Genomic DNA, 23,103 nt, shown 5'->3' on the forward strand with positions numbered 1-23,103 from the left:
TATTTTGGTGACAATTTGTTCTCCTTGGTCCCCAGCGCCGTGATCGGCCTGGATCAGGGTTGGTGAGTCTCTCAGGCAAGGCCGGCTTGACCCGCCAAGAGCGGTCCATAAAGCGTATTCGCATAGGAGATCGGGATCTTAACTCCCGACAATGCTGACGCTGCGGCGAGACCTGACATCGCCGCCACCTCGACTGCGCCGACGTTCACCTCGAGAGCCTTGGTCCAGTCGCCCGCGAGGAAGAGGTTGGTGTAACCCGAGTTACCCGGCTCCAGTCTATATTTAAGCGTGTTGGGCAGGCTCAGCACATAGCGTTCGCCCGGACTGATATTGGCCCGCCAGAATTGCTGATCGAACCGGTCCTGACCCGTCGCGGGACGCACGGTATGCAGCAGATTCCACTGGAAGTTCGTACCGCTTCCGGCGTTCGACCACAGCACCTGCAGTTGCGACGTGGTCCAGGCGAGACCATCCTGCTTTGCCTTCGCTGTCGCAAGCTTGGCGTCATTGGGCGCGGCGTCATCAGCCATGACCCCACAGAAATAGGCCACCGAGAGCGGTGCCGGGCTTCGCCATGCCTCGGCCGGAAGCAATTGGGACATGTCCGAATAGGTATCGAGCGGCGGCACATATCCGGTCGCGATCGGGCCGAGCGCTTCTGGCGGCGTCTGCGGCGCCATGAAGGGACCGCCAAGGTTATGCACCGCGCAGTCGACCCAGAATTGCAGCGCCTGGGTGCGCACCGTTCCGAGCTTCGAGACCATATCGGCCCAGCATTGATGCTGATCGACCAACGCCTTGCAGATCGTTCCCAACGCGCCGACCGGGATGCCGAGAATCACCTGATCGAACTGCTGCCCCTGCTGGAGACGAAGCGTGGCCGCAGCCGGCGGCTGGGGACTGTAGTAGTCCTCAAAATTGACGCCGTCGGCTGCAAGCCTCTCGCCATCCAGGAGCTGGTTCCACAGCGGCGCGTTCGGCCAGCTATGGATTCCCGCCACCGGCGGCCCGAACGGATCATATTCCAATACGCCGGGAGCAAGATCGACCTGCTGCTCGATCACGATGGTTTCGATCGTGCTGCCGTCGGCGCTCGGCAACAGCGCCGTGACATTGTGGAAGAAGCAGAACGTCACGCCGCGGCTCTTCAGCAACTGGTAGAGCGGCGTGAAGATGGTGTCGCCGAAGCCCGCGGTCGCCTTGAAGAAAAAAGCGCCCTTGTAAGTGAGGCCGAGGCGAAGCAAGGCCTGCACGGCTGTGCAGGCTGAAAGACTTGGTTTCGTCCTGTCCCCGGCCTCATAGGCAAAACAATAGTCGTATAATGCTCGCATCAAGGCGGTGCTGGAGAGGAACGTGCGAATGTCGTCCTTCAGCAAGGCGGGCGACGATTGCAGCAGAAAGTCCCGGAAATCCAATGCGTCCAGCATATGGAAGCCGCCTGTGAGGCAATCATTGTCGATCGCTCCGATCGCGATCAAAATTCCAATAAGACCCTGCTCGGAGATTTCCCTTTCAGGCGGTTCCGGGAACGCCAGATAGGCGACGAAGACGAGATAGAGAGCGCAGCGGAGTATGTCGGCGACATCAGTCCAAATCAGCTCCGGCACGGACTTGTCGCCGTTTTCCAGCAACTCCGCAGCCCGTTTCGCCGCATCCAGCAACACAGTTGCGCTCTGGGCTGGAGCGCCACCGGAGACGGAAGCGATCAGGAGTTGCACATGCGGCGGCAAGTCCGCAATCGGGGCCACCATCGCCGCTTGCGGAGCGATCGGCGAGGCCAATCCCTGATGCTGCCCGATCAAGGCCTTCAGCCAAGCGATCATCCGGCTGATCAGGGTTGTGAACGGCGGCATGACCGGATCGTTGTCCCAGAGGCTGTCAACACCGGGGAAAACATTCGGATCCTCGTCCGGAGGGAGCCAGGCTGACCATGGCGACCACGTGTCGTTTTCGTCGGAGGTCAGAAAGAACTGGTTTTGCCGCTTGAAGGCGTCGCCGATCGTCGCGAGCGGATCGCTGGGCGGGCGGTTCAGCGCCTTGAACGTGAGCCGCATCAGGGTGAAGGCGTTGTTATAGGCTCCCGACCAGATGTGAAGACCGTGCTCCTCGATCCGCTGTCCGTATTCCGGATTGCGTCCGCTCGCGGTCTTGCCGCCAAGGCGCCAGCCGAGCTGGTGCACCGTGATCTCGTATTTTTCTCCCTTGGGATCGATTTCGGTCAGCGCCAGCGCCGCGCTCATGGCGCCCATACCACCGCCTAAGATCGCAACCTTGATCTTGCCGTCCGCCATGGCCCCCGCCCCGTCAGTCTTGATCCGCCAGATTATGCACATCCGCTTTCAGCGTGCCATGATTCCTTGTTGCCGCTGGACGAAGGAACGATGGCTCGGGGAAGCGTACGAAATCCGGCTATCGCCGCGACCCGCCGGGCTTTGTTTGCCGTAACCGGCGCGTGAAGTGCCGGCGCATCGTCGCCACCGTGCGGCGAGCGGATCCGGGCCGCCCCATAAAGCAAAGTCAGGACTGGAAATGAAGCGATTGATATTCGCCGGCATGCTGGTGCTGATCACCACGGCTGCCCAGGCCCAGGCCTATACGACCCTAGGTCCCGCTGGCGCCGGGGGTTACCGAAGCGGCACTCCGCGCGACATCGACAGCGCCACCGCCGATCCGGGAAAATTCCGCTCACGTCATACAAGTTTACATCGGAAAAGATCGATGCGGTCACCGCCAAGCGCGCGATCGTCCTGTCAAAACGAAAGTCAGGGCTTGACGGGCTCTGCGCGCCTTGCGCCCACACTAGCTTTGGGCGCTTGGCGGTCGCGCGTGGCGGACAGCTCTTTCTTTAGCTTCGACTGTTCATCGGGTGTCATCGCGGGGTTTTCGCGCTTCGGCGGCAGATCTTCCACGGCTGGATAATCGGTGGTTTTCCGATGCCCCGGTTCCTCAGCCCGCGTGGGGAGAGGTGCAAGCGCGACGACGGACAGCAGTATCGCCGATGCGGCCAACGCCGTGAATCTTCCATCGTTCGACATTCGCGGACCCTATGCACTCGGGAACACCATTTGTGCTGCCAGCATGTTCGCCAATTATGACCATAAGGGGTTGAATGACGCGGGTCCGAAGCCCCGCGCCTTTGTCTGTGTCCGTTTTAATGGTTAGCGGTGTTCTAATTGGCTGGTGGCCATTGTCAGTGGTTGAATTCAGCCGGCCTTCAAACTTCCCAGCTATAAAAGCAATCGCAAATTCTTACGTGGCGAGGCCGGCGCTGCCATTCAAATCATGGCGTGAACCGGCCGCTTTAGGGGGGGAAGTCTGCAAGATGGCAAGCGGCATATGGACCACCGAATATTTCATCTGCACCGATTGCGGGATGAGTTACACCGCGACCAAGGAGCAGCATCCGGACCATCATTCCGGCAGTTTCGACTGCAAGGTTTGCGGGTCCGTGGTCCACGCCTGGACCGGCTTTTATGATTTCTTCGACTGGAGTTCCGCCAAGACGGCGGCACCCGTGTTTGGGAAAAAGAGAGTGACCCACAAAGCCCCCGGGGTCTGAGGGCTGGCGCCGTCAGACTGTCAGTATTGCGAGGGGTGGAGTGAAGGGTCTTCGCCGCCTATCCGCGACGGATCGCGGCCACTAAAGCCGAAGTTCTCTATGTTCCGCTGGAACTCCGGGTCCGGATCGAAGCGCCCGTTCGGCGGGTTATAGGCTCCGCTAACATGCGGGTTATAGGCTCGGCTAACATATCTTCGATGATGAGCCCGGGCATGGTGGTAAGTTGATCCGGAGCGTGACTTCAAACCACCGTGGCTTGCTGGCCCGCCGGCATCATGCGCGAAAACCGGCGCGGCGATCACGGCGGACACAAGAGCCACCGCCGCACTCAGCGTTTTCAGTTTCGTCATGATTTTCTCCGTTTGTTCTAAGGAAACCCCGACGAGCGAAGGATGTTCCGCAATCTCAAACGAAACGCGAAATCCGGGCAACGCCGCGCATCCGGGTATGCCTGATCTGAAGTCGAAGACCAGCGCTACGGCAGTCGATGCGTTCAGCGTGTTACGCGGCCGACCGTCGACGGCTCCGAGGCCGGCGCGGTCTGCGGCACAACCAGATGAGCCGGCGGTTCCGACGGAGTCACGATCACGCCGGCCCGCGACACGACCGCTGAGGTGATCATGCCATCCCCGCGGCCCAGCGCATCGTTTCTGAGGTCGGACCACAGGCAAAACGCGCCGATCGCCGCGACAATGCTGGCGATGATCACAGGGACCAACTCTCGGCGCTCGTCACTGGCTGGCATTGTCTCGTTCTGCATTCGATTCCATGGCACGTCTTTACCGGAATTGATTTCGAAGCAGTTAACAATATTCGTCCCGACTTCGCGTCGCCTGCCGCCTTTTCGACATGCGTCTCGGTAATAACCGGCAACAATTCCGTCGCGTCCCCTGGCGGTACTACTCTTGCTATCCAGTCTTGCTATCCAGTAACGGTCGCGTCTAGGATTCGGCTTTCGGGGAGATCGGACGAATGCGCAATCTGGCGATCCTGGCGGCCCTGGCCCTGGCCGGTTGCGGCCTCGCCCCTCTGAATTTGGGAGCGACCAATTATAAGGGGCAACCGCTCAGCGCCGTCGTCACCAAACTTGGCTGGCCGCCAGATGAAACCCAAACGATTGAGGGACAAAAGGTCTACACGTGGACCGTGGGCCAGTCGACGCAACAATGCAAAGTCCGGGTCGTGATGGCGGGCGATGTCATCGACACCTATGAAGGATCGGGCGACGTTAATATTTGCGGCCAGTACGGGGCCCTGTCCGGAGGACTGAAGGGCTACTACTAGGCAATTTCCGACGCTGCGATCACAGCGCTCCGCAAGATCGCCGGACCGACGACCGGATTCGAGTTAGCTTTGTCCGTCCTCAAGGCCGTATTCCCGGTAAATGCTCAGAGGATCAATGTCGGGAAATAACCGGCACTTGGCCTGGGCGATATGCAGGGTGACCGTTCCAGGCTGGCATCCGGCCGTCAAAAGCTTCTTGATATCGTCCATATGCGCCCGCGGCTGGTGTTTCGGTGGAAGCTGCTCCAGCGCCACAAGTGCCGTCGCCAGGGCTTCGGTTACAACCCATTCGTCGTGGCCTGTGATTCCTTTTTTTGACATCTGGACCATCTCCGAATTGTGTCAGCCGCGGAAACCCGCCTGACCCGCCCCCGCTGCGGCAACCTGCAAGGATGGCTCGCAGGTTCGGGGCTGCCGTATCAGTGTTGCCACCGCGTCACCCTGCACGGCCAACCGGAATTTCGGCCCTTGATCCACCATCGACATCGTGGCCGGACCAACGATAATATCCGATCCCTCGATCTGTTCGAACATATCCAATGCATCATGCTGCCGGATGTGGCCCTTACACCGTCCAGCAAATTGATGGTTCTTTTGTGAGCGATACAGCACCTGCCCCCGTCAATGCGTCGCCCTCCACCAAGCGGTCCTTTGCGGCGATGCGCCACCCGGGCTTCCGCGCCCAGTTCATCACGTTCGTGCTCGCCATGATGGCGGACAATATCGAACACGTCATCAGCTACTGGATGGTGTTTCAGAAATTTCACTCGCCGGCCCTGGGCGGCTTCGCTGTCGTGTCGCACTGGCTGCCGTTCCTGCTGTTCTCGGTCGCCTCCGGCGCGCTGGCGGACCGCTTCGACCCGCGCCGGATCATCCAGATCGGCATGGCCCTCTTCATCATCGCCTCGCTGAGCTGGAGCTATTTTTTCGTCACCGACACCCTGCAGATGTGGCAGGCCATGGTGATCCTGGTCATTCATGGCTGCGCCGGGGTGCTGTGGCAGACGCCGAACCAGATGCTGCTCTACGATATCGTCGGCCCGTCGGATCTGGAAAGCGCGGTGCGGCTCAATGCGATGGCGCGCTATCTCGGCATCCTGGTTGGCCCGGCGGTGGGCGGCGCCATCCTGATCGCGTTCGGGCCGGCACCCGGGATCATGCTCAACACCCTGTTCTACTTGCCTCTGGTGCTATGGCTCGTGAACGCGCCCTATGGTCCGCGCTTCCGCGCCGGTGCGCGCGCGCCGCGCCGTGCCGTGCGCGGGCTTGGCGATATCGTGCAGACGATGCGCGACATCAAGGATCATTCCGTCATCGTCTCGATGACGCTGCTCGCCGGCGCGGCGTCGTTCTTTGTCGGCAACGCCTATAGTTCGCAAATGCCGGGTTTCGCGAATGATCTCGGCCATGGCGATCCCGGTGTGTCCTACAGCCTGCTGCTGGCCGCCGACGCCGCCGGCGGGTTGCTGGCCGGCGTGGTGCTCGAAGGCCGGGGATTGCTGCCACCGCGGGCGCGCACCGCGATCGTGCTCGCCATACTCTGGTGCGCGGCGCTGGCAATCTTCTCGCTGGCCCACAGCTATCCGCTCGCGCTCGGCTTCCTGTTTGCCGCGGGATTTCTGGAATTGTCCTTCAACGCCATGGCACAAAGCCTGGTCCAGTTGGATGCTCCGCCCGACAAGCGCGGACGCGTGATTGGCCTGTTCAACATGTCGAGCCTCGGCCTGCGCGCGTTCAGCGGCATTTCCGTTGGCCTGTTGGGCAGCCTGATCGGCGTGCACTGGTCGCTCGCCCTGTCGGCGCTGGTCACGTTAGCGATTGCCGCTGGACTGCTGGCGCTGCCGTAAGGGCGACCGGGGACCGCGACTGTTCGAAGACCGATCGGCCGTCTTCGCGGGCGGAGCTGTCGCCCTCCCCTCCACTGGCCCACATCGCTGCACGTTGTCTGCCGACCTGCGGCCGGTCCAACCCGACTTGCGTCCGGTTCGACGCGCCTCACCCCGCAGATGCAGGGGCACAGTCGTGCGCAACAGAAAAACCCGCCGGCGTACACCGGCGGGTTTGACGTCAGAGCGTAACCAATCGCATCAGATCTTCAGGCGGAAGCCGGTCATCCAGGTCGCCGTGTCGATGCTCGTTCCAGTACCGGCGGTACCGAACTTAGCGCCCGGAGTGCCAGGGAATCCCGAAGCAAGACCGTTCGTTACCTGGGCCCAGGTCACGCCAGTATAGACATCTAGGTGCTTGGTGACGATGTAGTCGACCAGGAACGCGACCTGATCATACGCACCGGCGCAGTCCGTCTTGCTGGCGCCGCCGGCAACACAGGCGGCGCTATCCGCCACATAAGAATTCTGGTTCACGTGATAATAAGCGCCCGTGAAGCTCAGGCCCGACGCCATCTCATACTTGGCTCCGGCCCAGTAGATTTGCAGGATCTTGTCGGTCGTGAAGGCGTTGTTGTCGGGCAACGTGCCACTGACGGCGAGTACATAGCTGCCGGCCGTGGTTCCGGACAAAATAGGCGTGTTCGGGTTCGCCTGGTCGATATGGGTATAACCGGCGAACAATGTCAGCTTGTCGCCCGGAGCTTCAGGAGCCTTTGCGGCCTTGGTGTACATCGGGCTCACGGTATGCCCGCCGAAATCGAACGTGTACTTGGCCATGATGGACCACGCCGTGTTGTCCGAGATGTTGGCGGCGAGAGCCGTGCTGCCAACCGTATCGTTCACGGCGGACTGCAGATTCACGGCGCCGTGCTCCTTGGTGTAAACGCCGTCCAGCGAAAACCCTTTGTAATTTCCGCCGGCATTGAAGCCATAGGCGTTGCCGAACATCCCGGTATTCTGGCCGCCATCCGAATACATCACGCCTGCATGGACGGGACCGTATTGATAGACGTATTTGGCCGAGTTATCCCAGCGCGCCGCTTCCGTGCTGCCCGAGCCGCCGTCTGTGCCGGAATAGCCGAGCAGCGAAAACGCGTAAGACAAGTTCATGGGATCATAGATGGCAATTTCGTCGAGCTGGAACGATTGCTGACGGCCGACCGTCAAGGTGCCGAATAGCGGATTGCTGATGCCGCCAAAGGCCACCCCGTTCAGAGCCTGGCCGCAGCGGCCGGAGTCCGCGTTCGATGTTTGCGCGGCATAACTGACACCGGCGTTTTGAACGAAGGAGGAGCAACCGTCGGAGAGCTGGCCCGTCAGCGGGTCGAAGCCCGTCTCGAGCCGGCCGACGATATTCCAATCCCGGCCGATCGGGGTATCGATTTTTATACCGATATTCGATTGCTGCAGGCCGTTCGCAGCGATCGTCGAGATCGACTGACCGGTGAAATTCCTGGTGGTCGTAAAGGGGGAGTATTCCAATGTCGACACCACGGCTCCCGTCGGACGGCCGTTGGTTTGATAGGCATAACCGACGTCGAGCGTGGCGTAGAAGGTAATGCCGTGCCAGGTCAGGCTATCGGGAAGCGGATCGAGATATTGAAGGGGCTTCTGAGGCAGCAGGTCCATATCCGCGGCGTGCGCGGTGGCAACCAGGCTGGCCAGGCCGAGCGCCAGTACGAGGGTTTTTTTCTTCATCTTCACGTCTCCCCAATCGAAAACTGCTGCGAACAGGCACCGAAACCACCCGTTTTCCGCTGTATACCAATGGAGATAGCGCAGCGCGCGCACGCTACAAAGTGCAATTGGGCAACAGTTGGGAACTAAAATCGCTTTTTAGCCACTTTTGCTGCAGCTGCGACGCTATAGTCGCATGAATCTAACGGCTTCGTGATATCCGCATGAACCTAACGGTATCGGGGCACTTGCTGCCGCTCCGCGCGTTCAGGGTCCAACCATCAGGTGTGAAGCGGGGGGCAGGCCAAGCGGGAATTGGCCCGTCGGCTCAGGCCTTTCGGCGCACGCCCATATCGGCCCGCAACGCCAGCAGCTCCTTGCGGGCCGCGCTCTCCGCGGAGCGCTCGATTTTGCGGTAACGGGTGATGAGCGACAGGCCAAATGGCGTGAGGATGGCGCCACCGCCATTCTTGCCGCCGGTCTGTCGCTCGACGGCGGCGCGACGGCAGATCCGATTGATCTCGTCCACCAGATCCCACGCCCGCTTATAGGACATGTCCATCGCGCGGCCTGCCGCCGAGATCGATCCGCAGGTGTGAATCTTTTCAAGCAGCTGGATTTTGCCGGGCCCGATGCGGCCTTCGGCGTCGAGATCGATGCGAACGCTCAGGGACGGCAGCGATGTCGCGGAAGACTTTTGCCTGGCCGGCTGGGTCATGTTCGTTTTTCCGCCAAGTTGGTTTTCCCGCCAGGTTCGTTTTCCTGCCAGATTCGTTTTCCCGCAGCGACATTAGCGCTTCCGGCTCGGCGGCCGCAATGCCGGAACACCCCGTGAGAGCCCGGTGCTCAATGCCCCAGAACCGATGAGACATCAGAAATGATTCCGGGAAACAATCCCGAGAAATGATCCCGCCTTTGCCGGCGACTCACTTCGTGGTCTCGCTCGCGACCGTAGCCGTTGTGAGATGAGCGTCAAAGTGAGATGAGCGTCAAACCGGCGACAGCCGGCAGCCATCGGTCTGGTCTGCCGGCATCGCGATAACTAAAGCGGCGCGCGCTTCAGGTCTGTTTCAATAGCAACTGCGCGGATCGACCTGAACATACTGCCCGGACGGATATTTGTAGTAGCAATTGCCTTGCGCCAGATAATAGCCGGGTCGCGCGGCGGCCTGGGCGCCGGCGATCGCGCCAACCGTTCCGCCGGCGACCGCGCCGGCGATCGCTCCGCCCGGACGTCCGGTGATCAGACCGCCAAGCAGTCCGCCCACAAGGGCGCCGCCGACCGCGCCTGAGGCTGCATCCGGTGGAGGCGGCGGCGGTGGAGGCGGCGCATAGGCAGCCACCGGCGGCGGCGGATAACCCGCGTCCATGGGTGGTCCATCGGGACCACCGCCATCGTCCACGACCTCCATGTCGGAGACATAGGCTGGCGGGCCGTCCATCCGTTGCGGGTAGAAATACCAGGCGCCCCCGACGTCCCACCACCAACCGTCGCGTCCGTTGTGGATTTCGTGACGCCAGCGTCCGCCTTCCCAGGCCATGCGACCATGATAGGCGTGTCCGCCGAAATTACGCGCCGGCGCCCGCGCGAAACGTCCGTCCTGCGGCCCTCGGCCTGGCCCCTGTCCGGGGCGTCCGGGTCCTGCGGGACCACCCGGGTGGGCCTGAACCGCCGGCCTGGCTGGCCCTCCCTTTGGAGGAGGCCCCTTTGGTGGCTCCTGCGCCTGCGCCGACAGCGCAAACGCGGTCACGATCGAGACCAAAGGAAGGATGATCCGAGAGCGCCTGGACGTGTTCATGTTCACACTGCCTCCATTGCCATGTCTTAGCTCGAAACAGATTTAGCTCGAAACAGACTTAGCTCAAAACATGCCGTAGCAACATTGCTGACGAGGTTCACGCATTTTGTCTTGTTAAAAATCTGTAAGTTCACGTTCTCGCCGGGTTTCCTTGGGAATCAGGGCGAACAGGTCAACAGAAATCTTAATCCGCAAGCACGGCGAGATCACGGCAGCAAAAATACCCGCTGGCGAAGCCATTCACCGCCTTGTAGAGAGCTTGGGTTCAAGGCAACGGGGAAATGATATGAAGAAAATGCTTGCGCTGATCGTATTGCTGTATTCAGCGGGAGCTTTTGCACAAAACGCGCCTCCCGCGGAGGAGGCTGAAAAGCCCCCGGCGGCAGAGGCTGTAAAACCTCCGGCGCGGGCAAAATCGCACGGCACCGCTCCGAAATCGATCGCCGAGAAGCTTCAGGGCTGCCTCGAACTCGATGACGGGACCAAGGATCGGCTGGATTGCTATGACGGCGTCATCCCGCCGAAGCCCAAACCGAAACCGCCGGCCGCCAAGGGTGTGATGGACTGCCGTTTCATCCAGGAACAGGACGAGCGGCTGGGGTGCTTCAACGGATTCGCAGAATCCATTCCAAAATTCTCGCGTCGATGAGGATATTCGTTCTTTACGGCATGCCCCGGCGAGGGCCATGATCGTAAGGCGCAACAGCAGCAAATCAGGGAGAAACGAATGAACAAGCTTGTCGCTCTTGCTTTCATCTTGGGATTGTCGGGCAGCGCCGCGCTGGCCATGCCGCTTGCCCCAGGCCAGGCGCCGGCCAACATGATCATCAAGGTCGAGGGTGGATGCGGTCCGGGCTTTCACCGCGGTGCCATGGGCGCATGCCGCCCGAACCACGGCGAAGCCGTTGTCGTCGTTCCCGGCGCCGTCGTGGTTGTTCCCGGCGGCGGTCCCTGCGGTGGCCGAGGACGGCATCGGGCTTGTTTCCCGGACGGACACTGCGCGATGGTTTGCAACTAGGCTGCGGGCCAGCCAGCATCATAACGACAGCAAGACCGCCTCAGGCGGTCTTTTTGTTTGCAAGGTTCTTCAAAAACAGGGGCTTTGCCTAAAAAAGAGCTTTGTTTAAAGGGCAATGACCCGACAGCGATGCTGGCGTATCGTCCGGTCCGGCCCGGTCCTGTTGATAACCCGCCGCCGCCATTTCCGGCGTCGTGACAGATGCCTGCGACGTGTTATCGACGGAAGATTATGTCTCACCCGTGACGGAAGAACCACCATGCGGATCACCCTCGTCGGCTCCCGCCATTTCGGCGTGACGACACTGGATATGCTGCGCCAACACGGCGTCGACATCGTCAGGGTCGTGGTAGCGGACGCCGACGACCGGCTCGCCGCGGCTGCCCGTGCCGCCGGTATCGAGGTCACCGTGCAGGCCGACCCCAAACTGGTCGCAGTCTCGGAAATTGCCGATGGCACCGACCTGATCGTCACCGCGCACAGCCACGCGCGCATCAGCCGGCAGGCCCTCGCCGCGGCTCGCCTTGGCGGTATCGGCTATCATCCGTCGCTGCTGCCGCGGCACCGCGGCATCGCCGCCGTCGAATGGACGATCAGGGAGGGCGATCCGATCGCCGGCGGCACCGTCTACCATCTGGCCGACCGCATGGACGCCGGGGCCATCGCGGCCCAGGAATGGTGTTTCGTCAAAAAAGGCGAAACGGCCCGAGAGTTGTGGGAACGCGCGCTGGCGCCGCTCGGCCAAAAGCTGCTGGGCGAAGTCGTCGACTACGCCAAAATCCACAAGGCCCTGCCCGGCAAGCCGCAGGACGAGCAATTTGCGACCAAGGCACCAAGCCTTTCGTAAACAAGCCTTTCGTAAACAAGCGCTTTCCCAACAGGCATGGTTTATCGAAGTTTCCGAATCGGGGGCGGACCGGCCGCGCAGCGGGCATTCGGCGCCGATTCCTTCCGGCCAAGGCCATTTTTGTGTTCCGGGAGCGGAACTATTCCCCAATTCAAATCTTTGTTTCCACAGGAACTTTTTGCCTTGTTGCGTTGCACCAAGTTTTGGACACATTGTCCACGAATAACTCCGTCATCACACAAATCGGGGATCCATTTCATGCGCTATAATCGCATCCGCAAAGCTTTTCTGGGTTGCACCCTCGTTGGTGCGGCTGGTCTTGCCGTCGCTCCCGCCGTTGCCCAGACGCCTTATGATGGACTCTGGAATGTGACCATTGTGACCAAGTCCGGGACCTGCGAACCGTCGGCACACTCGACCCTTACCGTCGCAGACGGTAGGATTTCCGCCCCCGGCGCCGAGGTATCCGGCACCATCGGACGGGAGGGACTTGTGCGCGTGTCCATCAATGGTGCATATGCGAACGGCCAGCTCAGTGGCAATGCCGGAGGGGGGAAGTGGAATGGAGCATCTGCGGGCGTACCGTGCAGCGGTCGGTGGGAAGCGTCACGGCAATAAAGCAGGCCAAGTGGCTTCTCCCTTTGCAATCGCGCGACGGCTGATCCTCGCCGTCGTCGCCTTGTTTGCAGTCTCCGTATTCAGTACCGCGAGCCATGCGCAATCGGGACCGTTCGCCGGCCTGGCCGGCAACTGGTCGGGCACGGGTACGGTCACGCTGGACGACGGGTCTACCGAAAGAATTCGCTGTCGTGCATCTTACGCGGTGGGCAATGGCGGCACCGGCCTCAATCAGACCCTCACCTGCGCCAGCGACAGCTACAAATTCAATCTCACCACCAATGTCACAGCGCAGGGGTCCGCCCTGTCCGGGACATGGAGTGAAACCAGCCGAAACATCAACGGCCTGATCCAGGGCCGCGGCGGCAACGGCAATTTTGAGGTCGTGGCAACGGCGCCGGCATTCTCTGCCAACATCGCCCTGACAACGCGGGGCAACAAGCAGTCCGTGGTCATCAAGGCCGAGAGCCAGTTCAAGGGCGCCTCGATTTCGCTGTCCCGTATCTGACTTTTGTTTATTTGAGCGTGATTTGCCGGCGGAGAATTTCCGCCGGCATTCTGTTGATGCGCGATCAAGCTACGGCGCCGGAACGAACGCGGTGACTTCGATCTCCACCTTCGCACGGGCATCGACCAGGCCTCCGATGTAGAGCAGCGTCGAGGGCGGGAAATTTCGCCCGAGCGTCTCGCGCCAGGCGGCGCCAATACCAGCCCCCGCCGCTTCGTATTCGCCGCGGCTGGTCAAATACCAGGTCAGCCGGACGATGTGCTCGGGACCGGCTCCAGCCTCCACCAGCAATGTGATGATCCTTCGCAGCGCGACAGCAACCTGCCCGGCCATCTCGGGTTGATATTCACCCTTTTCGTCGCCGCCGGTCTGGCCGGCCAGCACGATCCATCGGCCGGGACCATCGACCGCGACGCCGTGCGAAAAGCCGCGCGGTTTTGACCATTCGGCCGGTTGCAAGATACGCATCGGCAGGTTCTCCTCGTTATCGGGAACGACCAGCAGCATAAACGGCAAAACCCTTAGCACCGATCGCACGACCTCTCCCACCGCAAAGTGAGGCGCAAACCTGCATCGGCATATCTGCACGTTGCAAATCGGCGCGAGGTCGCCGATACCGCCTGCCCGCTCCACCTTTCTCATTGCGTTCCCGCGACATGAACGGCACTCCCCGCTGATGGACCGAACACCTTCGAAACCAAAGGCCGCATGGTGGATGGCGGGCTGGCTCTGCCTGATGCTGATCGTGGTGGTCGCCGGCCGCGAGACGACGCGCGAACTGAACGTGTTTCAGATCATGGAGGTGCGCTGCTTCCTCGGCTTCTTCATGCTCTACCCGCTGATCCGCATCAGCGGAGGTTTCGCCGCGATGAAGACGTCGCGGCCGCTGCAGCATGTCGGGCGCAATCTCATTCACTACGCCGCACAGCTCGGCTGGTTCTTCGCATTGACGCTGATCTCGCTGGGACAGGTGGTCGCGATCGAGTTCACCATGCCGATCTGGACCGCGATCCTGGCCGCGAGCTTTCTCGGTGAACGCATGACGGCCTGGAAGATCTCGGCGATCGTCCTCGGCGTGGTTGGCGTTATCGTCATCGTTCGCCCGGCGACCGGCGAGATCAATCCCGGTCAACTGATCGCCATCGCGGCAGCCGTGGGATTCGGTGTCTCCGTCGCCATGATGAAATCACTGACCCGCACCGAAACCACCGTGGCGATTATTTTCTGGATGCTGGTGATCCAGTTCGTGGCCGGATTTATCCCCACGCTCTATGTCTGGAAATCGCCCTCCATGTACGCCTGGGGATGGATGGTGGTGATCGCGTTCTGCGGCACGTTTTCCCACTATTGCATGGCGCGTGCGATGCTGCATGCCGATGCAACCGTGGTGTTGCCGATGGATTTCCTGCGCGTGCCGCTGACCGCGACCGTCGGCTGGCTGATTTATTCGGAGCGGCTGGATATCTTCACCGTGCTCGGCGCGGCACTGATCCTCACCGGCAATCTCCTGAACCTGAAAGCCCCCGGCCCGGTTGCCTTGCGCGTCGGAACCTGATCGGCGCGCGCCGTTTCAGCATCGGCGGCGAGGCTATTTACCCGCCGCCTTTCGAAGGGCGTCATTGATCCGGTCCTGCCAGCCGGGCCCGCCCTCCTGGAAGTGTTCGAGAACGTCCTGATCGATCCGCAGCGAGACCAGTTCCTTGACGCTGGGAAGCGCGGCTTTCTTCGGCGGCAGTTCCGGCGTCTTGGTGGTCGCCTTCTTGAACACAGACTCGGCTTCGGTACGTGCATCGTTCAGTGTTCGCGGTCGTCGCGGTTGATCAGCCACAGCTAGATTCCCTCAAACAGCGCCGTCGACAGATAGCGTTCGGCGAATGACGGCACGATCGCCAGAATGGTCTTGCCGGCGTTTTCCGGCCGCTTGGCGATCGCCAGCGCCGCGGCGATGGCCGCGCCCGAGGAGATGCCGCCCGCAATGCCCTCGTTGCGCGCCAAAGCGCGAGAGGTTTCGATCGCGGTTGCGCTGTTGATCTTGACGATTTCGTCGATGACGGAACGGTCGAGGATGTCGGGAATGAACCCGGCGCCGATCCCCTGGATCTTGTGCGGGGAATGCTGACCGCCCGACAGCACCGGGCTTTCCTCGGGCTCGACGGCCACGATCCGCAGCGAAGGCTTGCGCGGTTTCAGCACCTGCCCGACCCCGGTGATGGTGCCGCCGGTGCCGACCCCGGCGACAAAGAAATCGATGTTGCCGCCGGTATCGTTCCAGATTTCCTCTGCGGTGGTGCGGCGGTGAATTTCGGGATTGGCGAGGTTCTTGAACTGCTGCGGCATCACGGCGTTGGGCGTGGTTCGCACCAGTTCTTCCGCGGTTGCGATCGAGCCTTTCATGCCCTGGGCTGCCGGCGTCAGCACGATTTCAGCTCCGAGGAACGCCAGCATCTTGCGCCGCTCGATCGACATCGATTCCGGCATCACCAGCTTCAGCCGGTAGCCGCGCGACGCGGCGACGAAAGCCAGCGCGATCCCGGTATTGCCCGAGGTCGGCTCGATCAGCACGGTATCGGCGTTGATCACACCGGCCTTTTCCATCGCGATGATCATCGCCGCACCAATGCGGTCCTTCACGCTCGCCGCCGGATTCAAATATTCCAGCTTGGCGAGAATGGTCGCATGCGCCCCGTGCAGCTGCGGCAAGTTGCGCAGGCGCACGATCGGTGTATCGCCGACCGCGTCCACAATGCTGTCGAAAACACGGCCCCGGCCGGGACGGTGCACTGCACTCGGTGTGGGCGATGCCTCCATGATGGACTCCTGTGGCCGCGATGATGAGGATTTAAAGGCATTATTAAAGGCTCTTCTCCATTAGGGGCTGCACATGCCGGTGTGCAAGTCTGAATCCGGCGCGTCACAAATTCGCTGCATTGCAAAATTCGGAAACGAGCTAAATAACGCAGAACCAACGCATTTGTGTTGCGACATCGTCAAACAAATCAGTGTATGCTGGCGCTCAGGTTCAGAACGCAGGGAGGTCACGATGCCAGCAATTGCTGAAGTCCTGTCGACCGTCACGCATAGCCCCGATCCGCGTGGTTGCGACCTGCCGACCTGTCCTGTCTGCGCGGATTCGATGGTGGCTGCGGAAGCTTCCGCCTATCTCGCCGACAACGTCGTGAGCTATCTGTGGACTTGCGATACCTGCGGTTATGGTTTCGTGACCAAGCATTCGCTCAAACGATTGGTCTGCAATTAAGCTTTCGATAACGTTTCGACCGATCGCATCTCGGCGTATCCGATATATCAGCGTAACGCGATATCGCCCCGCGCCCAGCCGGCGCGGGTCCGGTCACGAAAACTCTCGAAGGTTCCGGCCGCAATCGCGTCCCTGATGTCCTGCATCAGGCGCTGATAATAGGCGATGTTGATTTCCGACAGCAGCATCGCCCCCAGCGTCTCGCCCGACCTCACCAGATGATGCAGATAGGCGCGTGAATAGTCCCGGGTTGACGGCCATGCGCTTTCGTCGTCGAGCGGCCGTGGATCGTCGGCGTGGCGGGCGTTGCGCAGATTGATCTGGCCGAACCGCGTGAACGCCATCCCGTGACGGCCGTTGCGCGTCGGCATCACGCAATCGAACATGTCGACGCCGCGCGCGACCGCCTCCAGGATGTCTTCGGGGGTGCCGACGCCCATCAAATAGCGCGGCCGGTCCTGCGGCAGGATCGGCATCACCTCCTCGATCATCGCGAGCATGACCGATTGCGGTTCGCCGACCGCGAGACCTCCGATCGCGTAACCGTGAAAACCGGTCTCGACCAGACCCCGCGCGCTGGCCCGGCGAAGCTCCGGCACGTCGCCGCCCTGGGCGATGCCGAACAGCATGTATCCGGGTGCCGCGGTCTCGAACGCACGCTTGCTGCGTTCGCCCCAGCGCAACGACAGCTGCATCGCCCGTTCGATATCGGCGCGCTCGGCCGGCAGCCTCACGCATTCGTCCAGCTGCATGGCGATATCGGAGCCGAGCAGCCGCTGCACCTCGATCGAGCGTTCGGGCGACAGCTCGACCTTGGCGCCGTCGATGTGCGAGCGAAAAGTCACCGCGTGTTCGCTGAGCTTGCGCAACTGCGCCAGCGACATCACCTGGAAGCCGCCGGAATCCGTCAGCATCGGCCCGTTCCAGCGGGTGAAGGTCTGCAATCCCCCGAGCGCGGCGATGCGCTCGGCGCCCGGCCGCAGCATCAGGTGATAGGTATTGCCGAGCACGATATCGGCGCCGGCATCGCGGACATCGCGCCAGTGCACGCCCTTCATCGCACCCGATGTCCCGCACGGCATGAAGGCCGGCGTTCGCACCACGCCGTGCGGTGTCGTCAACCGGCCGGTGCGGGCGTGGCCGTCGCGGCCCCTAAGTTCGAAATAATTGGCCAAGGTCATGGGCTGGCCTTAGCACGAAACAGCAGGCAGGCGTCGCCGTAGGAATAAAACCGGTAGCCGTCGCCAATGGCATGGGCATAGGCCCGTTGCATGCTGTCGAGACCGCTGAAGGCCGACACCAGCATGAACAGCGTCGAGCGCGGCAAATGAAAATTGGTCAGGAGAATATCGACCGCGCGAAACCGATAGCCCGGGGTGATGAAGATCGCGGTCTCCCCGGCGAACGGCTGGATCGTGCCGTCTTCCGCCGCCGCACTTTCCAACAGCCGCAGCGACGTGGTGCCGACGGCGACGATGCGGCCACCTGCGGCGCGCGCCGCATTCAACGCATGCGCCGTTTCGGCAGCGATGGTGCCCCATTCGGAATGCATCTTGTGGCCGGCGGTATCGTCGACCTTGACCGGCAGGAAGGTCCCTGCCCCGACATGCAGCGTGATCCGGTGAATGGCGATGCCGCGTTCACGCAGCGCGCGCTCCAGCGCCGGGGTGAAATGCAGGCCGGCGGTCGGCGCCGCGACCGCACCCTCGTTGGCGGCGAACATGGTCTGATAGTCGGCGGCGTCGCGCTCGTCGGGCGCGCGCTTTGAAGCGATATAAGGCGGCAGCGGCGGGCTGCCGAGATCGGCGATGGCCTGATCGAGTGCCGGTCCGTGAAATGAAAACGACAGCGTGATCTCGCCGTCACTGCCCTTGTGCTCGACCTGCGCGTCGAGATGGCCGAGCAGGCAAACCTTGCCCTCATTGCCGAAACGAACCACATCGCCCGGCGACAGCTTCTTGGCCGGCTTGACCAGCGCCTGCCAGCGCGAGCCGTCGAGGCGCTTGATCAATGTCGCCTCGATCTTGGGTTCGGTGTCGCGGCCGATGCGGCGGCCCTTGAGCTGGGCCGCTATCACCCTGGTATCGTTCACCACAAGCTGATCGCCCGGCTGCAGCAACAGCGGCAAATCCGCGACGCTGCGGTCGTGCAAAACCCCATCGGGCTGCACGATCAGCAGCCGCGCGGAATCCCGCGGGCTCGCCGGGCGCAGCGCGATACTGCCGGCGGGAAGTTCGAAGTCGAAGAGATCGGTGCGCATGGCCTCACAACGTCATTCCGGAGGCTGCGCGAAGCGCGGCAATCCGGAATCTCGAGATTCCCCGATGTGCAATGGCACATCTGAGGTTCATGCTTCGCATGCCCCGGAATGACTCTTCATATCACTCCGCGTCCGCGGCCATATGCGCCTTGATGATCTTGTCCGGGTCCTTGACCGGCTCGCCGCGCTTGATCTTGTCGACGTTCTCCATGCCCGACGTCACAGCCTTCAGTTTCTTGCCGGAACCGCCGGTGCCGGTGCCCTGCGGACATCCGGTTTGCGCCATGAAACCTTCGATCACGCGGTGAAACACGATGCCGTCGTAAAACCCCTCGCGCACCAGTTCCTTGATCCGCGCCACATGGCCCGGCGCGAGGTCGGGCCGCATTTCGATGGTAACGGGGCCCTGGGTGGTTTCGAGGATCAAAGTATTTTCGGTATCAGCCATGCTCTCTTCTCTATGGGTTGGGGTGGAACTTTCCGGTTGCGAAATTGGACGGTGAACGGACGGCCGGCAACGGCGCCGGCCATCCCTTCCGTAAATGGCATCGGCGTGCAGCGCTGCAACGCCTCCATGACCGCGATACGGTAGATCAGCCGGTCGTTATCGGTGGCCTGTGCCGATTCATAGGTGATCCTCGGATGGCCAAGAATGTCTCCCGCGCGGTTGAAGCTCACAATCACGGTGATGTCGATATCGGGATTGGCGCTCGACGCCGGCGGCGGCCTCCAGCAGGTTCGCAGCCTCGCAAACACGTCGCGGATGGTATCGACCTGCGCCGGATCGGCCTGCGTAGAGGTCGACGACAACAGCAGCGCCGCTGCGAACCGGAACCGCCGATTGCGACGCGGCGCCACCGCCGGTCACTTGATGTCGGATGCGACCTGCACCTTCACCATCTTGTCGGGATCGGTCACGCTGCCGCCGGCCGATCCCGGCGGGGCCTTCTTGAGCTTATCGATCACGTCCATGCCCGACACCACTTCACCGATTACGGTGTACTGGCCGTTCAGGGCCGGGGCGTCGGCGAACATGAAGAAGAACTGCGAATTCGCGGTATCGACGCTGTCGCCGCGCCTGGCCATGCCGACGATCCCGCGCTTGAACGGAACGTTGGAGAATTCCGCCTTCAGGTTGGGATATTTCGAACCGCCGGTGCCATTGAAATTCTGACCGTCGCCGGTTTGCGCCATGAAGCCATCCATCACGCGGTGGAACGGGACGTTGTTGTAATAGCCCTCGCGCGCCAGCTGCTTGATCCGTTCGGCGTGCTGTGGCGCGAGATCGGTTCGCAGCTTGAACACGATCCGGCCCTTGGTGGTGTCGATCACGATCGCGTTCTGCTTGTCGAGATTGGCAGGAAGCGGCTGCGCGATGGCGGGAGCCGCGCAGATCAGCGCGGCGAGAACGGCGAGAATTCGGATCATGAAGGCTCCAAAAGAGGTAAAAGCTAGCCGGCGAGCTTGGTCTTGAGACGTTTGGCGACGGCCTTGGGTACGAAGTTCGAGACGTCGCCACCCATACCCGCGATCTGACGCACCAGTGTGGCGGTGATCGGGCGGACGGTCGGCGACGCCGGCAGGAAAACCGTCTGGACGTCCGGCGCCATGGTCTCGTTCATGCCCGCCATCTGCATCTCGTAGTCGAGGTCGGTTCCGTCGCGCAGGCCGCGAATGAGGATGGTAGCGCCGGACCGCTTCGCGGCTGTGACGACGAGGTCATCATAGGTGATGGCCTCGAAGGCACACCCGGCGCTGGCGGCCACCGGCCCAAACACCTCCTTGACCATCTCCAGCCGTTCCTCGGTCGAAAACAGCGGCTTTTTGCCGGGATGGATGCCGATGGCGACGACCAGCCGGTCGCACAGGCCGACGGCATGCCGGACCACGTCCAGATGGCCGTTGGTGACGGGGTCGAATGAGCCGGGATACAGCGCGGTGCGGGGCATAAATCCGTCTACCGCGCCCCGGGCGGCCCCGCAAGCCGGTCCGGTTCCCGGTTTTCGGCGCAAATGGCCCGGTTTTATATTTCGTCGGCCACTGAACCAGTTCGGGGGGTGGCGCGTCTTCTAGGCGACCCGGCTTTGTTTCGTCCGGAATGGGCGACGAAACAAAACTCCGGCGCGACGAAACCATTTTGGCATCTGGCGAAGACATCCGGAAACCGGCGCTGCGTATCAGTTAACCAACCAAACGACGGGCCAAAAGGCCCAATGACAGGGGACCGTCATGATCAAGACTCTTACAGCAGTCGTGATTGCTGCGTTTGTCGCCACCGCGCTTACCGTTCTTCCCGGTTTTGCCCCGCAGGTCGAAGCCAGCGTGCCGCACGCCCTCGCCAAGGGTGACCGGCTTGATATCCACAGCGTGGGTTCGGGCTGTTCGCAGAAAGCCTGGCCGAATTTCGAAGCTTCCTGCCTGCGCGTCGCCGGAACCAAGACCAAGACCGTGATCCGGGAAGCCCGCTTGGTCACCGCCGACCGCACGCCATAAAGCGCGCAGCGGAACCAAGGTCGAAGCATCAGGATCGAAGTTTTCGAACAGGCTGGACCGCCGCCCGGCAAATCCAAGCTCGTTGAGTTCTTCACGCGTGGTTCGGGCGCCCGTTTGGGCGCCTGAACCATGTGCAAACCGCGGATGACCGCATTCGTCTTCAGACGACGGCGCCGGATTGCTTTATGCCTGCTTTTCATTGGCATCCGAATCAATCACGATTTCTCGCGCCAACAGCTTTGAAATATACGCATGGATAGCGATCGGCACCGCACGGCTCCCGAAAGCAAGGGAACTGTCCCGAATGGTGTGGACGCCAAGTCGCCCTCGGCGTTGAGCGATTTGGGACGCCGTCTGTTGCTCGCAGGCCTGACGGCCGAGGCCGATAATTGCGGTCGGCTGGCTTTGGCGATCGATCCACGGCACGGGGATTCCCTGCGTTTGATGGGAGATATCTGCCTTCACTCGGGGCAACCGGATCAGGCGATCGAATGGATTGCCCGCGCCGTCGGGATCGCCCCCGAAGCCGAGCACGTTTCAGCTCTCGGGATGGCGCTGCGGCGGTCGGGAAGACTGGAGGACGCTGCAAAGGCCTACGACAAAGCCATATCGCTCCAGCCCGAGAATGCGGAGCTTTGGAAAGATCTAGCCACTGTATTGGTGGATCTTAACCGTCCGGACGAGGCTTTTCTGGGCCTGCAACACGCGCTCAAGCTGCGCCCGCGCTATGTCGATGCCGCAAATCTCTGCGGCCTGCTGCTCTACCGGAGCGGAAGAAATTCGGAAGCGCTCGATCATTTCAATCTTTCGATCGAAGTCGACCCGTCGCAGGCGGACGCGCTTCATCTGCGCGCTCTGGTCCATATGAATTTAGCGAGGCTCGAAGAAGCGGAGGCGGACAACCGGGCGTCGCTGCAATTGAATCCAGCGGACGCCGATACCCACAATAATCTTGGAACCGTGCTTCAGAAGCTGGGTCGATATCAGGAGTCGCTCGCGTGCTACGACCTGGCCATTGCGCTTCGCCCCAACTTCATGCTGGCGCTGAAAGGCAAGGCCAGTTCGCTGGTTGAGCTTCGCAGGACAGACGAGGCTTCCGCGTGCTACGCGCGATACCTGGCGCATGATCCCGAAAATGCCGATGCGCGATGGAATTTGGCGCTGCTGCAGATGCAGGTCGGCGATTTCGAGGCGGGCTGGGTCGGGCGTGAAGCCAGGTGGCAGACCGGAATGATGCGTGACCCCATACTGCCTCAGCCGCTCTGGCTGGGGGATCGCTCGATCGAAGGGGCGACCATCCTGCTCTACGGGGACGAGGGTATCGGAGATACCTTCCACTTCGCGCGTTATATTCCCATGGTGGCCGATCTCGGCGCCCGGGTTATCGTCGCCGTCGCCGATCCGATCTGCTCCCTGCTATCCCGGCTGGATGGCGTCGCTCAATGCATCCCCAAGACGTCGGCGTTGCCGGCATTCGATACCCATTGTCCGATTTCCAGCCTGCCATTGGCGTTCAAAACGACGCTGGAGACGATACCGTCCGTCGTGCCCTATCTTCCTGCGCCCGACCAGGACCGCGTGAAGCAATGGGAACAACGGCTTGGCCCTCACACCAGGTTCCGCGTCGGGTTGGTCTGGTCCGGGAATCCAAGTCATGCCAACGATCACAATCGTTCGATGCCGTTGCGTGATCTGAGCAAAATTCTGGATCTCGACGCCACCTTTGTCAGTTTGCAGAAGGAGCTGCGGGACGCCGACAGGGAGGTGCTCGCCGGCAGTGGCATCGTTGACATGACGGAAAATCTTGCGGATTTCGAGCAGACGTCGGCGCTGGCCGCCTGCCTGGACCTTGTCATCTCGGTCGACACCAGTGTGGCGCACCTTGCGGGCGGGCT

29 protein-coding genes are annotated in these 23,103 nt (G+C 61.7%); 12 read left to right on the plus strand and 17 right to left on the minus strand.

The genetic code is table 11. From position 1 onward, the window contains the following. Nucleotides 1-71: 71 nt before the first annotated feature. Nucleotides 72-2,291, minus strand: a complete 2,220-nt coding sequence (locus ABR948_RS16720; RefSeq protein WP_428119803.1) for an NAD(P)-binding protein — start codon at nt 2,289-2,291, stop codon at nt 72-74. Nucleotides 2,292-3,322: 1,031 nt separating this feature from the next. Between ABR948_RS16720 and ABR948_RS16725 the strand changes: the two genes are divergently transcribed. Continuing rightward, nucleotides 3,323-3,559, plus strand: coding sequence for a hypothetical protein (locus tag ABR948_RS16725; RefSeq protein WP_428119805.1), 237 nt, complete (start codon nt 3,323-3,325; stop codon nt 3,557-3,559). Between the two features lie 20 nt (nt 3,560-3,579). Here the strand turns inward: ABR948_RS16725 and ABR948_RS16730 are convergent, their stop codons facing one another. After that, a complete protein-coding gene (locus ABR948_RS16730) occupies nt 3,580-3,909 on the minus strand; it encodes a hypothetical protein (RefSeq protein WP_428119807.1) in 330 nt (109 codons plus the stop codon). A 143-nt stretch (nt 3,910-4,052) separates the two neighbouring features. After that, a complete protein-coding gene (locus ABR948_RS16735) occupies nt 4,053-4,304 on the minus strand; it encodes a hypothetical protein (RefSeq protein ID WP_428119809.1) in 252 nt (83 codons plus the stop codon). 227 nt (nt 4,305-4,531) lie between these two features. Between ABR948_RS16735 and ABR948_RS16740 the strand changes: the two genes are divergently transcribed. Continuing rightward, nucleotides 4,532-4,843 carry a hypothetical protein gene (locus tag ABR948_RS16740; RefSeq protein WP_428119811.1) on the plus strand — a complete coding sequence of 104 codons (312 nt, stop codon included), beginning with the start codon at nt 4,532-4,534 and terminating at the stop codon, nt 4,841-4,843. Between the two features lie 63 nt (nt 4,844-4,906). Here ABR948_RS16740 and ABR948_RS16745 read toward each other — a convergent pair whose 3' ends face one another. After that, the gene (locus tag ABR948_RS16745; protein ID WP_428119813.1) at nt 4,907-5,164 is read right to left on the minus strand and encodes a hypothetical protein; all 258 of its coding nucleotides are present in this window, start codon (nt 5,162-5,164) and stop codon (nt 4,907-4,909) included. Nucleotides 5,165-5,502: 338 nt separating this feature from the next. Between ABR948_RS16745 and ABR948_RS16750 the strand changes: the two genes are divergently transcribed. Then, on the plus strand, nt 5,503-6,690 hold the full coding sequence (locus ABR948_RS16750) for an MFS transporter (RefSeq protein WP_428119858.1): 1,188 nt from the start codon (nt 5,503-5,505) through the stop codon (nt 6,688-6,690). 240 nt (nt 6,691-6,930) lie between these two features. On the opposite strand, the gene ABR948_RS16755 is transcribed toward ABR948_RS16750, so the two are convergent. From ABR948_RS16755 to ABR948_RS16765, 3 genes are all read right to left on the minus strand, one after another. Beyond that, entirely contained in the window at nt 6,931-8,430 is a 1,500-nt protein-coding gene (locus tag ABR948_RS16755; RefSeq protein WP_428119815.1) for a porin, read from the minus strand. Between the two features lie 307 nt (nt 8,431-8,737). Beyond that, complete coding sequence (locus tag ABR948_RS16760) at nt 8,738-9,127, minus strand: winged helix-turn-helix domain-containing protein (RefSeq protein ID WP_428119817.1); 390 nt, start codon at nt 9,125-9,127, stop codon at nt 8,738-8,740. Nucleotides 9,128-9,479: 352 nt separating this feature from the next. Then, nucleotides 9,480-9,950 carry a hypothetical protein gene (locus ABR948_RS16765; protein ID WP_428119819.1) on the minus strand — a complete coding sequence of 157 codons (471 nt, stop codon included), beginning with the start codon at nt 9,948-9,950 and terminating at the stop codon, nt 9,480-9,482. A gap of 409 nt (nt 9,951-10,359) precedes the next feature. Between ABR948_RS16765 and ABR948_RS16770 the strand changes: the two genes are divergently transcribed. From ABR948_RS16770 to ABR948_RS16790, 5 genes are all read left to right on the plus strand, one after another. Beyond that, a complete protein-coding gene (locus tag ABR948_RS16770; protein ID WP_428119821.1) occupies nt 10,360-10,857 on the plus strand; it encodes a hypothetical protein in 498 nt (165 codons plus the stop codon). 78 nt (nt 10,858-10,935) lie between these two features. Continuing rightward, entirely contained in the window at nt 10,936-11,226 is a 291-nt protein-coding gene (locus tag ABR948_RS16775; protein WP_428119823.1) for a GCG_CRPN prefix-to-repeats domain-containing protein, read from the plus strand. Between the two features lie 259 nt (nt 11,227-11,485). Then, nucleotides 11,486-12,073, plus strand: coding sequence for a formyltransferase family protein (locus ABR948_RS16780; protein ID WP_428119825.1), 588 nt, complete (start codon nt 11,486-11,488; stop codon nt 12,071-12,073). Nucleotides 12,074-12,331: 258 nt separating this feature from the next. After that, complete coding sequence (locus ABR948_RS16785; protein WP_428119827.1) at nt 12,332-12,691, plus strand: hypothetical protein; 360 nt, start codon at nt 12,332-12,334, stop codon at nt 12,689-12,691. After that, nucleotides 12,636-13,199, plus strand: coding sequence for a hypothetical protein (locus ABR948_RS16790; protein WP_428119829.1), 564 nt, complete (start codon nt 12,636-12,638; stop codon nt 13,197-13,199). The genes ABR948_RS16785 and ABR948_RS16790 overlap by 56 nt, the downstream gene beginning before the upstream one ends. A 69-nt stretch (nt 13,200-13,268) precedes the next feature. Here ABR948_RS16790 and ABR948_RS16795 read toward each other — a convergent pair whose 3' ends face one another. Continuing rightward, the gene (locus ABR948_RS16795; RefSeq protein WP_428119831.1) at nt 13,269-13,667 is read right to left on the minus strand and encodes a RidA family protein; all 399 of its coding nucleotides are present in this window, start codon (nt 13,665-13,667) and stop codon (nt 13,269-13,271) included. Between the two features lie 208 nt (nt 13,668-13,875). On the opposite strand from ABR948_RS16795, the gene ABR948_RS16800 reads away from it, so the two are divergent. Then, nucleotides 13,876-14,754: a DMT family transporter gene (locus ABR948_RS16800; RefSeq protein WP_428119833.1), complete on the plus strand. Its 879-nt coding sequence runs from the start codon at nt 13,876-13,878 to the stop codon at nt 14,752-14,754. 33 nt (nt 14,755-14,787) lie between these two features. Here the strand turns inward: ABR948_RS16800 and ABR948_RS16805 are convergent, their stop codons facing one another. Both ABR948_RS16805 and cysK read right to left on the minus strand, forming a co-directional pair. Further along, the gene (locus ABR948_RS16805) at nt 14,788-15,027 is read right to left on the minus strand and encodes a BrnA antitoxin family protein (protein WP_428119835.1); all 240 of its coding nucleotides are present in this window, start codon (nt 15,025-15,027) and stop codon (nt 14,788-14,790) included. A 2-nt stretch (nt 15,028-15,029) separates the two neighbouring features. Next, a complete protein-coding gene (gene cysK / locus ABR948_RS16810) occupies nt 15,030-16,007 on the minus strand; it encodes a cysteine synthase A (protein WP_428119836.1) in 978 nt (325 codons plus the stop codon). Nucleotides 16,008-16,239: 232 nt separating this feature from the next. Here cysK and ABR948_RS16815 point away from each other — a divergent pair, with 232 nt between their 5' ends. Further along, entirely contained in the window at nt 16,240-16,455 is a 216-nt protein-coding gene (locus ABR948_RS16815; protein ID WP_428119838.1) for a hypothetical protein, read from the plus strand. 47 nt (nt 16,456-16,502) lie between these two features. Here the strand turns inward: ABR948_RS16815 and tgt are convergent, their stop codons facing one another. From tgt to coaD, 6 genes are all read right to left on the minus strand, one after another. Beyond that, on the minus strand, nt 16,503-17,636 hold the full coding sequence (gene tgt, locus ABR948_RS16820) for a tRNA guanosine(34) transglycosylase Tgt (RefSeq protein ID WP_428119840.1): 1,134 nt from the start codon (nt 17,634-17,636) through the stop codon (nt 16,503-16,505). Then, nucleotides 17,633-18,715: a tRNA preQ1(34) S-adenosylmethionine ribosyltransferase-isomerase QueA gene (gene queA, locus ABR948_RS16825; RefSeq protein WP_428119842.1), complete on the minus strand. Its 1,083-nt coding sequence runs from the start codon at nt 18,713-18,715 to the stop codon at nt 17,633-17,635. The genes tgt and queA overlap by 4 nt, the downstream gene beginning before the upstream one ends. A 121-nt stretch (nt 18,716-18,836) precedes the next feature. After that, nucleotides 18,837-19,163, minus strand: a complete 327-nt coding sequence (locus ABR948_RS16830; RefSeq protein WP_428119844.1) for a peptidylprolyl isomerase — start codon at nt 19,161-19,163, stop codon at nt 18,837-18,839. Then, the gene (locus ABR948_RS16835) at nt 19,139-19,573 is read right to left on the minus strand and encodes a UCP034077 family protein (RefSeq protein ID WP_428119846.1); all 435 of its coding nucleotides are present in this window, start codon (nt 19,571-19,573) and stop codon (nt 19,139-19,141) included. The genes ABR948_RS16830 and ABR948_RS16835 overlap by 25 nt, the downstream gene beginning before the upstream one ends. Before the next feature lie 6 nt (nt 19,574-19,579). Then, the gene (locus ABR948_RS16840) at nt 19,580-20,143 is read right to left on the minus strand and encodes a peptidylprolyl isomerase (RefSeq protein WP_428119848.1); all 564 of its coding nucleotides are present in this window, start codon (nt 20,141-20,143) and stop codon (nt 19,580-19,582) included. A gap of 23 nt (nt 20,144-20,166) precedes the next feature. Next, entirely contained in the window at nt 20,167-20,664 is a 498-nt protein-coding gene (gene coaD / locus ABR948_RS16845) for a pantetheine-phosphate adenylyltransferase (protein WP_428119850.1), read from the minus strand. A gap of 280 nt (nt 20,665-20,944) precedes the next feature. Between coaD and ABR948_RS16850 the strand changes: the two genes are divergently transcribed. Beyond that, complete coding sequence (locus ABR948_RS16850) at nt 20,945-21,208, plus strand: hypothetical protein (protein WP_428119852.1); 264 nt, start codon at nt 20,945-20,947, stop codon at nt 21,206-21,208. A gap of 183 nt (nt 21,209-21,391) precedes the next feature. On the opposite strand, the gene ABR948_RS16855 is transcribed toward ABR948_RS16850, so the two are convergent. Further along, nucleotides 21,392-21,634, minus strand: coding sequence for a hypothetical protein (locus ABR948_RS16855; protein ID WP_428119854.1), 243 nt, complete (start codon nt 21,632-21,634; stop codon nt 21,392-21,394). Here ABR948_RS16855 and ABR948_RS16860 point away from each other — a divergent pair. Next, on the plus strand, nt 21,614-23,103 hold a 1,490-nt coding region (locus ABR948_RS16860), incomplete at its 3' end, for a tetratricopeptide repeat protein (RefSeq protein ID WP_428119856.1). The two genes, ABR948_RS16855 and ABR948_RS16860, sit on opposite strands and share 21 nt — an antisense overlap.

It is taken from the genome of Bradyrhizobium sp. (genome assembly GCF_050014615.1).
Classification (GTDB): Bacteria; Pseudomonadota; Alphaproteobacteria; order Rhizobiales; family Xanthobacteraceae; genus Bradyrhizobium.

Excerpts from the sequence above, each read along its gene's own strand:
- ABR948_RS16775 (WP_428119823.1), top strand. The coding sequence starts at position 10,936 with ATGAACAAGCTTGTCGCTCTTGCTTTCATCTTGGGATTGTCGGGCAGC.
- coaD (WP_428119850.1), bottom strand. The coding sequence starts at position 20,664 with ATGCCCCGCACCGCGCTGTATCCCGGCTCATTCGACCCCGTCACCAAC.
- ABR948_RS16730 (WP_428119807.1), bottom strand. The coding sequence starts at position 3,909 with ATGACGAAACTGAAAACGCTGAGTGCGGCGGTGGCTCTTGTGTCCGCC.
- cysK (WP_428119836.1), bottom strand. The coding sequence starts at position 16,007 with ATGGAGGCATCGCCCACACCGAGTGCAGTGCACCGTCCCGGCCGGGGC.
- ABR948_RS16795 (WP_428119831.1), bottom strand. The coding sequence starts at position 13,667 with ATGCGTATCTTGCAACCGGCCGAATGGTCAAAACCGCGCGGCTTTTCG.
- ABR948_RS16755 (WP_428119815.1), bottom strand. The coding sequence starts at position 8,430 with ATGAAGAAAAAAACCCTCGTACTGGCGCTCGGCCTGGCCAGCCTGGTT.
- ABR948_RS16780 (WP_428119825.1), top strand. The coding sequence starts at position 11,486 with ATGCGGATCACCCTCGTCGGCTCCCGCCATTTCGGCGTGACGACACTG.
- ABR948_RS16790 (WP_428119829.1), top strand. The coding sequence starts at position 12,636 with ATGGAGCATCTGCGGGCGTACCGTGCAGCGGTCGGTGGGAAGCGTCAC.
- ABR948_RS16745 (WP_428119813.1), bottom strand. The coding sequence starts at position 5,164 with ATGTCAAAAAAAGGAATCACAGGCCACGACGAATGGGTTGTAACCGAA.
- ABR948_RS16840 (WP_428119848.1), bottom strand. The coding sequence starts at position 20,143 with ATGATCCGAATTCTCGCCGTTCTCGCCGCGCTGATCTGCGCGGCTCCC.
- ABR948_RS16725 (WP_428119805.1), top strand. The coding sequence starts at position 3,323 with ATGGCAAGCGGCATATGGACCACCGAATATTTCATCTGCACCGATTGC.
- queA (WP_428119842.1), bottom strand. The coding sequence starts at position 18,715 with ATGCGCACCGATCTCTTCGACTTCGAACTTCCCGCCGGCAGTATCGCG.
- ABR948_RS16815 (WP_428119838.1), top strand. The coding sequence starts at position 16,240 with ATGCCAGCAATTGCTGAAGTCCTGTCGACCGTCACGCATAGCCCCGAT.
- ABR948_RS16850 (WP_428119852.1), top strand. The coding sequence starts at position 20,945 with ATGATCAAGACTCTTACAGCAGTCGTGATTGCTGCGTTTGTCGCCACC.
- ABR948_RS16750 (WP_428119858.1), top strand. The coding sequence starts at position 5,503 with ATGCGCCACCCGGGCTTCCGCGCCCAGTTCATCACGTTCGTGCTCGCC.
- ABR948_RS16720 (WP_428119803.1), bottom strand. The coding sequence starts at position 2,291 with ATGGCGGACGGCAAGATCAAGGTTGCGATCTTAGGCGGTGGTATGGGC.
- tgt (WP_428119840.1), bottom strand. The coding sequence starts at position 17,636 with ATGACCTTGGCCAATTATTTCGAACTTAGGGGCCGCGACGGCCACGCC.
- ABR948_RS16735 (WP_428119809.1), bottom strand. The coding sequence starts at position 4,304 with ATGCCAGCCAGTGACGAGCGCCGAGAGTTGGTCCCTGTGATCATCGCC.
- ABR948_RS16760 (WP_428119817.1), bottom strand. The coding sequence starts at position 9,127 with ATGACCCAGCCGGCCAGGCAAAAGTCTTCCGCGACATCGCTGCCGTCC.
- ABR948_RS16765 (WP_428119819.1), bottom strand. The coding sequence starts at position 9,950 with ATGGCCTGGGAAGGCGGACGCTGGCGTCACGAAATCCACAACGGACGC.
- ABR948_RS16740 (WP_428119811.1), top strand. The coding sequence starts at position 4,532 with ATGCGCAATCTGGCGATCCTGGCGGCCCTGGCCCTGGCCGGTTGCGGC.
- ABR948_RS16830 (WP_428119844.1), bottom strand. The coding sequence starts at position 19,163 with ATGGCTGATACCGAAAATACTTTGATCCTCGAAACCACCCAGGGCCCC.
- ABR948_RS16785 (WP_428119827.1), top strand. The coding sequence starts at position 12,332 with ATGCGCTATAATCGCATCCGCAAAGCTTTTCTGGGTTGCACCCTCGTT.
- ABR948_RS16800 (WP_428119833.1), top strand. The coding sequence starts at position 13,876 with ATGGACCGAACACCTTCGAAACCAAAGGCCGCATGGTGGATGGCGGGC.